Here is a 13,454-nt window from a genome sequence, read left to right on the forward strand (position 1 = left end):
TTCCCGGTGGTTCAGGCGGTGACGTAAGGTGGCTTGTGGTAGCCCTTGGGGCTGAGGGTGAAGATCTCCACCCCGGTCTCGGTCACGCCCACCGCGTGCTCGAACTGGGCGGACAGGGAGCGGTCGCGGGTCACGGCGGTCCAGCCGTCGGACAGCACCTTCACGTGGGGGCGGCCGAGATTGATCATCGGCTCCACGGTGAAGATCATGCCCGGCACCAGCTTCGGCCCCTCGCCGCGCCGACCCACATGCACGATGTTCGGCTCGTCATGGAACACCTGGCCGACGCCATGCCCACAGAAGTCGCGCACCACGCTCATGTGCTGGGGTTCCACGAAGTCCTGGATGGCGGCGCCGATGTCGCCCACGTGTCCGCCGGGCCGGATGACCTCGATGCCACGCATCATCGCCTCGTAGGTCACCTCCAGCAGGCGCTCGGCACGGCGGGGGATGGCGCCCACTGGATACATGCGGCTCGAATCGCCGTACCAGCCGTCCAGAACCAGGGTGACATCCACGTTCACGATGTCGCCCTCGCGCAGCGGCCGGGCATTGGGCATGCCGTGGCACACCACGTGGTTCACCGAGGTGCACACCGAATAGCGATAGCCGCGGTACATCAGCGTCGCCGGATAGGCGCCGTGGTCCATGGCGAAATCGAAGATGAGCTTGTCGATGGCCGCGGTGGTGACGCCCGGCGCCACCATCTCCGCCACCGCATCCAGTGCCTTGGCCGTGAGCGCGCCGGCACGGCGCATGCCCTCGAAGCCTTCCTTGCCGTAGAGCTTGATGTGCCCGGTCTTTCGCAGCGGCGCCTGGGCCGCCTCCACATAGGTCATGTCGTCACCTTCGGGACCAAGCTTGAGCTTCGCCCGTATGAGAAATCTCTGGACAGAGATTTATGCCAAGCCGTCGGCAAAGCAAGCGTGGACGACCGCCGTGCCGCTGCAGGGCCGCAATTCCACCGGCTCTTCCGTCGCACTAATATCATGTCCCGAATCCCTAGAGACGCCATGGCCATCCGTCGCCTTCCCCCCGTTCTCATCGACCGCATCGCCGCCGGCGAAGTGGTGGAGCGCCCGGCTGCTGTGGTGAAGGAGCTGGTGGAGAACGCCCTCGATGCCGGGGCCCGCGCCATCGAGGTGGTGATCCAGGGCGGCGGGCGGCGGCTGGTGCGTGTCACCGACGATGGCGGCGGCATGGGGCCGGACGACCTCGCCTTGTGTGTGGAGCGCCACGCTACCTCCAAGCTCGACGGGGAGGATCTGCTCGCCATCTCCACTTTGGGTTTCCGCGGGGAGGCGCTGCCCTCCATCGGCGCGGTGGCGCACCTTGCCATTACCAGCCGGCCGCGGGGGGCGGAGCATGCGTTCGAGATCCGGGTGGACGGCGGGGTGGTGACGCCGCCGCGCCCGGCGGCGCTCTCCGGCGGCACGCGCGTGGAGGTGCGCGACCTGTTCTTCGCCACACCCGCCCGCCTGAAATTCCTGAAGTCCGATCGCGCCGAGGGGGCGGCGGCCGCCGACGTGGTGCGTCGGCTCGCCTTGGCCCGGCCGGACGTGGCCTTCACCCTGGCCACGGAGGAAAAGGCGGCCGTCACCTTCCCCGCCCGCAGCGACGATTCGCAGGGGCGCAACGCCCGGCTTGCCGATGTGCTGGGGGCGGATGCTGGGCGCAATACCATCCCGGTCTTCGGCGTGCGCGATGAGGTGACGCTGGAGGGACTTGTGGGCCTGCCCACGTTCTCCAAGGCCAATTCCCTCAGCCAGTTCCTGTTCGTGAACGGCCGGCCGGTGCGGGACAAGCTGCTGATGGGCGCCGTGCGCGCCGCTTATTCCGATCTCCTGCCGTCGGACCGCTTCCCCGTGCTGGCGCTGTTCTTCGTCCTCGATCCGCGGGACGTGGATGTGAACGTCCATCCCGCGAAGACCGAGGTGCGCTTCCGCGACGGCGGGAATGTGCGGGCGCTGGTGGTGCGTACCCTCACCGACGCCCTGGGCGCGCGGCTGCCCTCCACCTCGGCCACCATGGCGGAGCGGCTCGTTGCCCTCGCGCGGGTGCCGGAGCTTGAGCCGAGGCCGGCGCCCCTGATGGTCCAGGCCCCGCGCGTCTCGTCCTTCGCGGTGCCGCGGCCCGCCACGCCCATGCTCGATTATGACTGGCGCGCCTCTTCCTCCCGCCCGATCTTGCCGGGGCTCGGCGAGGAACAGGCCGACCTCGACATCGCCCCGCCCTCGGCCGATGCGCGCGCCGATGCGACGCCCATCGCGGCGGGCGACCTCGACCGCCCCCTGGGAGCGGCGCGGGCGCAGTTGCACGAGACCTATATCGTTGCCCAGACCCGCGACGGCCTGGTGCTGGTGGACCAGCACGCGGCGCACGAGCGCCTGGTTTATGAGAAGCTGAAGGCGGCCCTCGCCCGCGATGGCGTGGCCCGCCAGGGCCTGCTGATTCCGGCGGTGGTGGATCTCGACCCCGCGGATGCGGATCGCCTCGCCGAGCGGGCGGCGGACCTTGCGGCGCTGGGCCTGGTGCTGGAGCCATTTGGCCATGGCGCGGTGCTTGTGCGCGAGGTGCCGGCCTTGCTCAAGGACGCGGATGTCTCCCGCCTCGTCGCCGACCTCGCCGAGCATGCGGCGGAGTGGGACGATGCGTTGCCGCTGGAGCGCCGGCTCCTGCACGTGGCCGCGACCATGGCCTGCCATGGCTCGGTGCGCGCCGGCCGCCGGCTGAGGGTGGAGGAGATGAACGCCTTGCTGCGGGAGATGGAGGAAACCCCCAACGCCGGCGAATGCAACCACGGCCGGCCGACCTTCGTCACCCTCTCGCTCAAGGACGTAGAAAAGCTGTTCGCCCGGCGGTGAGGCCGCGGTCTCAGGCGCTTTTCAGCAGGCGCAGCAGGTCGCGACGGATCAGCTCGTTGCCGGCGATGAGGTCGCCCTTTTCCAGCATCTTGTCGCCGTCGTTCATATCGGAGACGTAGCCGCCCGCCTCCCGCACCATGATGATGCCGGCCGCCATGTCCCAGGAGGAGAGGTTGCGCTCCCAGAAGGCGTCGAACCGGCCGGCGGCGACCCAGGCGAGGTCGATGGCGGCGGAACCGGTGCGGCGCAGGCCGGAAACCTGCGTCTGTACCTTCTCCAGCTCCCGGTTGAAGAGCTCGTGGCTGCCCCGGCCCATGTGGGGCAGGCCGCAGCAGACCACGCTGTCCGCGAGCTTCTTGCGGGCGGCCACGCGCAGGCGCCGGTCGTTGAGATAGGCGCCCTGGCCGCTTTCCGCGACGTAGAGCTCGTCCATCACCGGATTGAAGATCACGCCGGCCACCGGCACGCCGTTGCGCACCAGGGCGAGGGAGATGGAGAAGATCGGGATGCCGTGAAGGAAGTTGGTGGTGCCGTCCAGCGGGTCCACCACCCAGGTGTTGGCAGGATCGGTGCCCTCGATGGCGCCGCGCTCTTCCATCAGGAAGCCATAGGCCGGGCGGGCCTTGGAGAGCTCCGCATGGAGCGTCTCCTCCGACTTGCGGTCGGCGGCGGAGACGAAATCGGCCGGCCCCTTCATGGACACCTGAAGCTGCTCCACCTCGCCGAAGTCGCGGGCGAGGGCGCGGCCAGCCTTGCGGACGGCCTGGACCATGACGGTGATGAGGGGCGAGCGGATCATCAGGAACCTTGAGCGTTCAGGGGCATCTTGCAGCGCGGGCTGCCGGGCAGCGACGTGTGCCCCCCCAAGGCGCGCCCGTCAAGGCGCGTTCGGCCGCAACGGGCGGCCAGGCTTGGGTCAGGACCTAGGAGCGGCCCAGCTGCCAGCGGATGGCCTGCTCCTCGGCCTTCTTGCGGTCGGCCTCCGGCAGCTGGGCCATCACGTCGTCGAGCATGGGGTCGCCGAGGCCGCGCTTCTTGGCGAGCAGGTGCCAGGCGACCGCCATCACCTTGTCCTGCGGCACGCCGCGGCCCACGGCCAGAAGGCGGGCATAGCGGTTCTGCGCAATGGCGTTGCCGCCCAAGGCGGCGCGGCGGAAAAGGACGGCGGCGGCGCGCTCGTCCTTGGGGACGCCCACGCCGTTGAACTGCATGATGGCGAATTCCACCTGCGCGGTGATGTGGCCGAGCCGGGCGGCGGCGGCCATCAGGAGGGCGGCGGCGGGGATGTCGCGGTCCACCCCGTTGCCTTCCTTCAGCAGGACGGCGAGGGCGTATTGCGCGTCCTCCACGTCCTTGGAGGCCGCCACCTCGAACCAGCGGGCGGCCTCGGCCGGTTCCTTGGGCATCTTGCGGCCCTGGAGGTAGAGCAGTCCCAGATTATAAGCAGCTGGTCCGTGGCCCTTTTCCGCCGCCTGGCGGAAGAGTTTGGCGGCCTGCTGCTCATCCTGGCGCGTGCCCCCGTCGCCCGAGAGGGTCATGAGGCCGAGGGCGAAGAGGGCGGGCACGGAGCCGGCGTCGGCGGCCTTCTTGTACCAGTCATGGGCCAGCTTGCGGTTCTCGGGAACGCCGTAGCCGGTAAAGTAGAGCTCGCCCAGCAGTGTCATGGCGACGGGGTCGTTGCCTGCCTTGACCCGCTTCGTCGCCTCTTCGAAGGCGGTCAGGTAATACCCGCGCTGGTAGGCGCCGTAGGCGATGTCAGTGGAATCGATGCCGGCCGGTGTCAGGGCGGCGGTGCCGCCCTTGCCGTCGGCGGGCTTCGCGGAAGGCTTGCCGGGCGCGGGTTTGGCCGGGGCCGGCTTCGCCGCGGGCGCCGGCTTGGCCGGCTGAGGTTTCGCCGGCTTCGGGGCCTCCGGGTTCGGGGGCGTGGTCTGTCCGTATCCTGATACCGGCGCAAGGACGAGGAAGCCGGCCGCGAGCAGACCCGCCTGTCGCCGCCGCCCGCGCTGACGCCAACCCGTCATCGCGCCGTGCCCGCGGCGTCGAGCCGGGCCTGCGCCGCCGCGACGGTCGCCGCCGCATCCGACCCTGCCGTGAGCGTCTCGGCGAGGGCGACGAAATCCGCGCCGCCGGCGGCGAGCGCCTCCACCTCGTCCAGGGACGAGGCGACGCCCACGCACGGCACCTCGAACACTTCCGCCCACCAGGTCACGAGATCGAGGGTCCGGGCAAAGTCGCCGGGCATCGGGACGAGGGGGCCGAACTGCACATAGTCCGCGCCGCTCTCCCCCACCACCATGGCATCGTGGCGGCTGGCGAGGCCGCCGGCGCCGACGATGGCGTCGGGCTTCAGGGCCTTGAGCGCCGATTCGAGGCCGGGCAGGGCAGCCACGTGCACGCCGTCGAGCCGGGCGGCGACGGCGAGACGCTCCGGCCCGTCCAGCAGCACCGCCGCATCATGCTTCTGGATGGCCTCGGCCACCGCCGCGAGCTGGCCGGGCTCGGCCGCGCCGTCCGCCGCCGGGCGCAGCACCACGGCGGCCACGTCGCCGGCCGTCACGGCCGCCTCCACATGCGCCGCTTCGAGGGCGGGCGAGAGAGCGAAGACGAGCATGAGGCGCGCGCCGGGCGCGGGATGGGATGCAGACATGGCGTGATCGGTCACCCAAGAAACCGGCAAATTGGGGGCAGGCCGGCTTCGGCCACCGGCATGCCGAAGGGGAGGGCTCGCGCCCGAAGCGGATACCGGCGATGCCGGGAGGCGGAATATAAGCGATCTTATCGAGACAACGGATCTTCTTCACGCCGACCGGGCGCCGTCTCCATCGCCCGCGACAGGGGAGCCGCGCCGGCGGAAGATGCGAAAAGGGCCGGCGCAGGCCGGCCCTTCCACACGCTTGAGGAACGCAGGGCGCCTCAGGCGGCCTTGCGCTCGTCCTCGGCGGTCCACTGGCCGAGGGCGGCCAGCGAGTTCATGTGCGCGCGGTGGGTGAAGGCGGCCTGGGCCTTGCCCACGTTCTCCACCTTGCCGGACCACGCCTTCTGCGGCGCGGCCTGCAGGGCGCGGCCGTAGGAATAGGTCAGCTTCCACGGCAGGCCGCCGAGCTTCACCATGGCGTCGAGATGGGCGGTGGCGTCCTCGTCCGACTGGCCGCCGGAGAGGAAGGCGATGCCCGGCACGGCCGACGGCACGCAGGCCTTCAGCACCCGCACGGTCTTCTCGGCCACCTCGGCGACGGAGGCCTGCGTGGCGGCCTTCTTGCCCGGCACGATCATGTTGGGCTTCAGCACCATGCCTTCGAGGCGGACGCGCTGGTAGTACAGCTCCTCGAACACCGTCTTCAGCGCCCATTCGGTGACGCGGTAGCAGGTGTCGATGTCGTGGCTGCCGTCCATGAGCACTTCCGGCTCCACGATCGGAACGATCTTCGCCTCCTGGCACAGGGCCGCGTAGCGGGCGAGCGCATGGGCGTTGGCGCGCAGGGAGGTATAGGACGGGATGTGCCTGGTGGTGTCGATGTCGATCACCGCGCGCCACTTCGCGAAGCGGGCGCCGAGATCGTAATATTCCTTCAGGCGGCCGCCGAGGCCGTCGAGGCCCTCGGTGATGGTCTCGCCCGGGCAGAAGGGCTGGGGCTTGGCGCCCGCGTCCACCTTGATGCCGGGGATGGAGCCGGCCTGCTGGATGAGCGACACCAGCGGGGTGCCGTCCTTGGCCTTCTGGCGGATGGTCTCGTCATAGAGGATCACGCCGGAGATGTACTTGGCCATGGCATCCGAGCGGAACAGCAGCTCGCGGTAGTCGCGGCGGTTGTCCTCGGTGGACTCGACGCCGATGGCGTCGAACCTCTTCTTGATGGTGCCGCTGCTCTCGTCTGCCGCCAGGATGCCCTTGCCGTCGGCCACCATTTTCTGCGCGATCGCGTCGAGCTCAGCCGTCATTGCTTCACCTGCCTTTTTGCCGCCCCTCGGCGGGGATTGAAACCGGAGCGTGGCACCCCGGCCGGATCTTTGAGCGTCTTCGAGCGGACCGGCCCCCGCGGTGCGCTGTAGGCCGCGCTCCTGCAAGTGCCGAAATCGTCCCCCGGTTCCCGACGGGGGCCTCGCTCGAAAGCGCCCGCCGCGGCGGACCGGGCGGGCGCAGTTTTCGTCATTTCATCATGCAGTGCAACATCAGCGCCGCAGGGCCTCCACGCCCGGTAGCGCCTTGCCTTCGAGCCACTCGAGGAAGGCGCCGCCGGCCGTCGACACGTAGGAGAAGTCGTTGGCGGTGCCCGCATGGTTGAGGGCCGCCACCGTATCGCCGCCGCCGGCCACCGAGAGCACCTTCCCCTTGCGGGTCAGGTCGCCCACGTAGCGGGCCACCGCCACCGTGGCGGCATCGAAGGGCGTCATCTCGAACGCGCCGAACGGGCCGTTCCAGACCACGGTCTTCGCGCCGTCGAGCTTCTGCCGCACCACGGCGACCGTCTCCGGGCCGGCGTCGAGGATCATCTCGTCGTCGGCCACCTCGTCGACGCCCACCACGCGGTGCGCGGCGTTGGCCTTGAACTCCCTGGCCACCACCGCGTCCACCGGCAGCACGATCTCGCAGCCGGCCGCCTTGGCCTTCCCGAGGATGTCGCGGGCGGTGTCGGCAAGGTCGTGCTCGCACAGCGACTTGCCCACCTTCTTGCCGAGGGCGGCGAGGAAGGTGTTGGCCATGCCGCCGCCGATCACCAGGACATCCACCTTCTTCACGAGATTGCCGAGCAATTCGAGCTTGGTGGACACCTTGGAGCCGCCCACCACGGCGAGCACGGGGCGCTGCGGCGCCTCGAGAGCCTTGGTGAGCGCCACGATCTCGCCTTCCATGGAGCGGCCGGCATAGGCCGGCAGCCGGTGGGCGAGGCCCTCGGTGGAGGCGTGGGCGCGATGGGCGGTGGAGAAGGCGTCGTTCACATAGACGTCGCCAAGGCGCGCGAGGGCCTCGACGAAATCGGGGGCGTTCTTCTCCTCGCCCGCGTGGAAGCGGGTGTTCTCCAGCACGATCACCTCGCCGGAGGCGAGGCGGGAGATGGCGGTGGAGGCCTCGTCGCCGACGCAGTCGGCGGCGAAGGCGACCTTGCACCCGAGCTGGCCTTCCAGGGCCTTGGCCACGGGGGCGAGCGACTGGCTCTCGTCGCGGCCCTTGGGCCGCCCGAAGTGGGCCAGCAGCACGGCCTTGCCGCCCCTGTCCGTGATGGCACGGATGGTGGGCAGGATGGCCTTGAGGCGGGTGTCGTCGGTGACGCGCCCGCTCTCCATGGGGACATTCAGGTCGACACGGACGAGGACCCGCTTTTCAGCAAGGTCCGCGTCGTCGAGCGTGCGGAAGGCGGACATGGTGGCGCCTCCTCTTCCCGCTCAACCGAGCTTGCCCATGGCGACGGCGGTGTCGCTCATGCGGTTGGAGAAGCCCCATTCGTTATCGTACCACGACAGCACCCGCACCAGCGTGCCTTCCATGACCTTGGTCTGGTCGAGGTGGAAGGTGGAGGAGTTGGGGTTGTGGTTGAAGTCGATGGAGACGTTGGGCTGGTCGGTGAAGCCGAGGATGCCCTTCAGCTCCTGCGACGCCGCGGCGATGATCGCCGCGTTGATCTCCTCCTTGGAGGTCGTGCGCTTGGCCACGAACTTCAGGTCGATCACCGAGACGTTCGGGGTCGGCACGCGGATGGAGGTGCCGTCCAGCTTGCCGGCGAGCTCGGGAAGCACCAGGCCCACCGCCTTGGCCGCGCCGGTGGAGGTGGGGATCATGGACATGGCCGCCGCGCGGGCGCGGTAGAGGTCCTTGTGCATGGTGTCCAGCGTGGGCTGGTCGCCGGTATAGGCGTGGATGGTGGTCATGAAGCCCTTCTCGATGCCTACCGCATCGTTGAGGACCTTGGCCACCGGGGCGAGGCAGTTGGTGGTGCAGGAGGCGTTGGAGACGACGAGGTGCTCGGGGGAAAGCTTCTCGTGGTTCACGCCGTACACGACCGTGAGGTCGGCGCCGTCGGCCGGGGCCGAGACCAGCACGCGCTTCGCGCCGGCCGTGAGGTGCGCGGCGGCCTTGTCGCGGGACGTGAAGATGCCGGTGCACTCGAGCGCGATGTCCACGCCCAGCTCCTTGTGGGGCAGCTCGGCGGGATTGCGCACCGCAGTGACCTTGATGGGGCCGCGGCCCACGTCGATGGTATCTCCGGCGACCTTGACCTCGCCGGGGAAGCGGCCATGCACGCTGTCGAAGCGGAAGAGGTGGGCGTTCGTCTCCACCGGGCCGAGGTCGTTGATCGCCACCACCTCGATATCGGTGCGGCCCGATTCGATGATCGCGCGCAGCACGTTACGACCGATGCGACCGAAACCGTTGATGGCCACCTTGACGCTCATAATGGGTCCTCCTTGAGCCGGCTTGAAGCCCGGCCTCTTAAGAATAGCGATCCGCGCGCGGGCCAATCCCGCAGCGCAGCTTCCTCGCGCCCCGCCGTGCGCCGGTGATCAGTCCTGCCGCAGGAGGTCGAGCGCGCGCGCCGCAACCTTGTCCGCGGTAATGCCGAAATGGGCGTAAAGCTCCTTTGCGGGCGCGCTGGCGCCGAACGAGGTCATTCCCACGAAGGCGGCATCCGAACCGACGATGGCGTCCCACCCCATGCGGATGGCGGCTTCCACCGCCACCTTGGCCGGAGCGTCCCCGATCACCTTTGCCCGCTCTGCGGCGGGCCTTTCGAGGAACAGTTCGAACGAAGGGATGGAGACGACGCGGGTGGGCACACCCTGCGCCTCCAGAAGCTTTGCGGCCTCCACCGCGATGGACACTTCCGAGCCGGTGGCGAACAGGCTGGCCTGCGCCTTCGCGGAGGCCGCGACGATCTCATACGCGCCGCCCGCCGCGAGGTTCTCGTCCGTCGCCGCGCCGCGCAGCAGCGGCAGGTTCTGGCGCGAGAGGATCAGCGCGGAGGGCCGATCCGCGGACTGTAGCGCAATCTGCCAGCATTCCGCCGTCTCCACCGTGTCGCAGGGGCGCAGCACGAGAAGGCCGGGAATGGCGCGCAGAGCGGCCAGGTGCTCCACCGGCTGGTGGGTGGGGCCGTCCTCGCCGAGGCCGATGGAATCGTGGGTCAGCACGTGGACCACCCGCTCGCCCATCAGCGCCGCGAGGCGGATGGAGGGACGGCAGTAGTCCGAGAACACCAGGAAGCCGCCGGAGAAGGGGATGACACCCCTGTGCAGGGCCATGCCGTTCATGGCGGCGGCCATGCCGTGCTCGCGCACGCCGTAGTGCACGAAGGTGCCGGAGAAATCGTCCGGCGTGATGGACTTCGCGCCCTTGGCCTTGGTGTTGTTGGAGCCGGTGAGGTCGGCCGAGCCGCCGATCATCTCCGGCACCGCTTCCGTGATGACGTCCAGCACCAGCTCGGAGGACTTGCGGGTCGCAACCGCCCCGCCGTCCTTCACGGCCTTTTCCTTCACGGCGAGGATGGCGGCGCCGAGCGCCTGCGGCAGGGCGCCGGCCATGCGGCGCTCGAACTCGGCGCGGTCGGCGGCGGGCAGGGCGGCGAGCCGTGCGTCCCATGCGGCGCGGGCCTCGGCGCCGGCGGCGCCGGCGGCGCGCCAGCCGGTGAGCACGTCGGAGGGGATCTCGAACGGCGCCGCTTCCCAGCCGAGGGCGGCGCGGGTGGCGGCGATCTCCTCGGCGCCGAGGGGCGAGCCGTGCACCTTCTCCGAGCCCGCCTTCTTGGGCGAGCCGAAGCCGATGGTGGTGCGGCAGGCGATCAGCGTCGGCCGGTCGGACGCCTTGGCGGCCTCGATGGCGGCGAGGATGGCCTCCGGATCGTGCCCGTCGATGCGGGTGGTGGCCCAGCCGGAGGCGGCGAAGCGCGCGAGCTGGTCGGTGGAGCCGGAGATGGAGGTGGCGCCGTCGATGGAGATCTTGTTGTCGTCCCACATCACCACGAGCTTGGAGAGCTTCAGGTGGCCGGCGAGGTCCGCCGCCTCCTGGCTGATGCCCTCCATGAGGTCGCCGTCGGAGCAGAGCACGTAGGTGTGGTGGTCCACCACGTCCGTGCCGAAGCGGGCGGCGAGCAGGCGCTCGGCCATGGCCATGCCCACGGCGGTGGCGATGCCCTGGCCCAGCGGGCCGGTGGTGGTCTCGATGCCTTCGGTGACGAAGTTCTCGGGATGGCCGGGGGTCAGCGATCCGAGCTTCCGGAAGCGCTTGATCTCCTCGATCGTCACCTTCTCGTACCCCGCCAGGTGGAGCACGGAATAAAGCAGCATGGAGCCGTGGCCGGCGGAGAGCACGAAGCGGTCGCGATCGGGCCAGAAGGGGCGGGTGGGATCGAACTTCAGCACCTTGGTGAACAGCACCGTGGCGATGTCCGCAGCGCCCATGGGCAGCCCGGGATGCCCGCTGTTGGCGGCTTCCACGGCGTCCATCGAGAGGAACCGGATGGCGTTGGCCATGCGGTCATGGCTGGTGCGGCTCAGCATGAATTCGGTGTCTCCAGCGCCGGTTGCGGACGCTCGGCCCCGCTGCAGGAGGGTCTGCGCGGTGGCGGCAGCGACCGTGGCGGCCGCCTTGATATCAAGCCCCATGGGGCTGTCAAACCTGCCCTGTGGCCGAAGGTCAAGCGGAGCCGGCGCCTGCCGGGCGCGCTGCATCGTCGCGGCGCGGCGGTGGCTGCTGCGCTGCGGCAAATCCAAAACGTTTCAGTGCAACCGGGCCGTGTCGCACGCGCCGATAACGATCTGTTGGGCATGGAGCCATCACGCCTGTGTTGACAGCCGCTGAGGCAGTGGCGCATCCGCGTCCGACTCGGCTACACTTTTGCGATGTACGCGCTGAAGCACCGCCCGCCGTTGCAGGACGCCCCCATCGAGGCCGCGACCCGTCGGCTTCATGCGGCCATCGACGCCCTCACCGACGCGATCGAGCGCCGGCGTGACGCCGATCGCCACCAGGAGGCGCTCCTCGCCCAACTCCACGCCCTCGGGAACGACCGGGCGCGGCTTGCCGCCGAGCTGGATATGGCGAAGGCCGAGGCTGGCGACGTGGAGGAAGCCGGCCGCGAGGTCATGCGCCGCCTCGACGTGGCCATGGGCACCATCCGCGACGTGCTCGCGACCCACGGCGGCTGAGCCATGCCGCACGTTTCCGTGACCATCGCCGGGCGCCAGTACCGGATGGCCTGCGACGAGGGGCAGGAAGAGCACCTCATCCGCCTCGCCCACGACATCGACAGCCGCATTTCCCAGCTGCGCACCGCCTTCGGCGAGATCGGCGACCAGCGGCTCGTGGTCATGGCCGCCATCACCATCGCCGACGAGCTGGCCGAGGCGCGCTCGCGCATCCGCGCGCTGGAAAGCGACATCGAGAGCCAGCGGGATGCCCGCGCCTCCGCCATCGCCCGCATCGAGGCGAGCGAGGAGGAGGTGGCCCGCACCATCGACGCCGTGGCCGAGCGGATCGAGCAGCTGGTCTCCCATCTCGCGCCCAAGGAGCGCGGCACGGTGGGCATGGGCTGACGGGGCTGAAGGGGGGGCGACCGCGCCCAGCGGGGCATGCCCTCTTCCGGCTGACCCTCCCTCGCGCCCCGGCGTCTTTCCTTCGTGCTCCGGCTGCGCCGTCGCTTGTCCGGGGCACGAGGTGCCTTTGTCGCCGACGCCCGCCTTTTCAGGCCAGGCCAAGGCAGGACCGGCCGCACGGAATGCGCCGCGGCGGACAGAAGCGCCATCCATCCACAGGCACGGGGCTGGCGCCGGAGCGTCATCGCCCCTACATTGGGAGAGCGGGGCTGCGGGGCTCGTTAGGAGACATTTCCCCGGGGCCTTATCGATCCTTAAGGGAGCTGTCCCTGACCTCGCCTCTGGGCTTGGACACACGGCGCCCACCTACGTTGTAGGTTTCCCGGGATCGACCTCCGACGGCTACTGTGGCTCCGCACGTCCCTTTCCTCCCTGCATGCCCTTCCTCTCTCCTGTTCCGCCGATGGATCTGGCTGCCGAAAAAAGGCGCCTGCGCGCCGAGGCGCTGGGGCGCCGCACCGCCATGGGCGATGAGGCCCGCGCCGAGGCCTCCCGCCGCGCGGCGGCCAATGCCCTTTCCGCCATCGGCCCCGTGGACGGGCGCACCATCGCCTTGTTCGCCTCCTTCCGGGACGAGATCGACACCGCCCCGCTGGCCGACGCCCTGCGCCGGGCCGGCGCCCGTCTCGCCTTGCCGGTGATCGTCGCGCGCGGCCAGCCGCTGCGGTTCCGCCTGTGGGAGAGCCATGCGACGCTCGCCCCCGCCGGCGCCTATCGCATCCCCGAGCCGGGCCCGGAGGCGCCGCAGGTGACGCCCGACGTGGTGCTGGTGCCGCTCGCCGCTTTCGACCGCCGCGGCTTCCGCATCGGCTACGGCGCCGGCTTCTATGACCGCACCCTCCAGATCCTGCGGCAAGAAAATACCGTCCAGGCCATCGGCTTCGCCCTCGCGTGCCAGGAAGTGAGCGCGGCGCCCGCCGAGCCCCATGACGAGCCGGTGGACATGATGGTAACGGAGAGCGAGATCATCTCCTGCGCCCGCGCGCGCTGACGCCATTGCGTTGC

Annotated in this window: 12 protein-coding genes and 1 other RNA gene; 5 read left to right on the top strand and 8 right to left on the bottom strand. The window is 70.0% G+C overall.

The genetic code is table 11. The features are described from left to right. Positions 1 to 11: 11 nt before the first annotated feature. Positions 12 to 839, bottom strand: coding sequence for a type I methionyl aminopeptidase (gene map, locus V5F59_RS05515; RefSeq protein ID WP_393983128.1), 828 nt, complete (start codon positions 837 to 839; stop codon positions 12 to 14). A gap of 174 nt (positions 840 to 1,013) precedes the next feature. On the opposite strand from map, the gene mutL reads away from it, so the two are divergent. Next, on the top strand, positions 1,014 to 2,864 hold the full coding sequence (gene mutL / locus V5F59_RS05520) for a DNA mismatch repair endonuclease MutL (protein ID WP_393983129.1): 1,851 nt from the start codon (positions 1,014 to 1,016) through the stop codon (positions 2,862 to 2,864). Positions 2,865 to 2,874: 10 nt separating this feature from the next. Here the strand turns inward: mutL and V5F59_RS05525 are convergent, their stop codons facing one another. From V5F59_RS05525 to tkt, 7 genes are all read right to left on the bottom strand, one after another. Continuing rightward, on the bottom strand, positions 2,875 to 3,663 hold the full coding sequence (locus tag V5F59_RS05525) for an inositol monophosphatase family protein (RefSeq protein ID WP_393983130.1): 789 nt from the start codon (positions 3,661 to 3,663) through the stop codon (positions 2,875 to 2,877). A 124-nt stretch (positions 3,664 to 3,787) separates the two neighbouring features. Continuing rightward, positions 3,788 to 4,885: a tetratricopeptide repeat protein gene (locus tag V5F59_RS05530; RefSeq protein ID WP_393983131.1), complete on the bottom strand. Its 1,098-nt coding sequence runs from the start codon at positions 4,883 to 4,885 to the stop codon at positions 3,788 to 3,790. Next, positions 4,882 to 5,511: a thiamine phosphate synthase gene (locus V5F59_RS05535; RefSeq protein WP_393983132.1), complete on the bottom strand. Its 630-nt coding sequence runs from the start codon at positions 5,509 to 5,511 to the stop codon at positions 4,882 to 4,884. Before V5F59_RS05535 ends, V5F59_RS05530 begins: the two co-directional genes overlap by 4 nt. A gap of 266 nt (positions 5,512 to 5,777) precedes the next feature. Beyond that, complete coding sequence (locus V5F59_RS05540) at positions 5,778 to 6,803, bottom strand: class I fructose-bisphosphate aldolase (RefSeq protein ID WP_393983133.1); 1,026 nt, start codon at positions 6,801 to 6,803, stop codon at positions 5,778 to 5,780. Between the two features lie 231 nt (positions 6,804 to 7,034). After that, the gene (locus tag V5F59_RS05545; RefSeq protein WP_393983134.1) at positions 7,035 to 8,225 is read right to left on the bottom strand and encodes a phosphoglycerate kinase; all 1,191 of its coding nucleotides are present in this window, start codon (positions 8,223 to 8,225) and stop codon (positions 7,035 to 7,037) included. A gap of 21 nt (positions 8,226 to 8,246) precedes the next feature. Next, a complete protein-coding gene (gap, locus tag V5F59_RS05550) occupies positions 8,247 to 9,254 on the bottom strand; it encodes a type I glyceraldehyde-3-phosphate dehydrogenase (protein WP_393983135.1) in 1,008 nt (335 codons plus the stop codon). A gap of 108 nt (positions 9,255 to 9,362) precedes the next feature. Next, on the bottom strand, positions 9,363 to 11,354 hold the full coding sequence (tkt, locus tag V5F59_RS05555; protein WP_393983136.1) for a transketolase: 1,992 nt from the start codon (positions 11,352 to 11,354) through the stop codon (positions 9,363 to 9,365). Between the two features lie 342 nt (positions 11,355 to 11,696). Between tkt and V5F59_RS05560 the strand changes: the two genes are divergently transcribed. From V5F59_RS05560 to V5F59_RS05575, 4 genes are all read left to right on the top strand, one after another. Next, entirely contained in the window at positions 11,697 to 12,002 is a 306-nt protein-coding gene (locus V5F59_RS05560) for a DUF4164 domain-containing protein (protein WP_393983137.1), read from the top strand. 3 nt (positions 12,003 to 12,005) lie between these two features. Next, a complete protein-coding gene (locus tag V5F59_RS05565) occupies positions 12,006 to 12,389 on the top strand; it encodes a cell division protein ZapA (protein ID WP_393983138.1) in 384 nt (127 codons plus the stop codon). A 263-nt stretch (positions 12,390 to 12,652) separates the two neighbouring features. After that, positions 12,653 to 12,807, top strand: a non-coding RNA gene (gene ssrS, locus V5F59_RS05570) — 6S RNA. Between the two features lie 45 nt (positions 12,808 to 12,852). Further along, positions 12,853 to 13,440, top strand: coding sequence for a 5-formyltetrahydrofolate cyclo-ligase (locus V5F59_RS05575; protein ID WP_393983139.1), 588 nt, complete (start codon positions 12,853 to 12,855; stop codon positions 13,438 to 13,440). Positions 13,441 to 13,454: the final 14 nt, after the last annotated feature.

It is taken from the genome of Xanthobacter nonsaccharivorans (assembly GCF_043194755.2).
Classification (GTDB): Bacteria; Pseudomonadota; Alphaproteobacteria; order Rhizobiales; family Xanthobacteraceae; genus Xanthobacter; species Xanthobacter autotrophicus_G.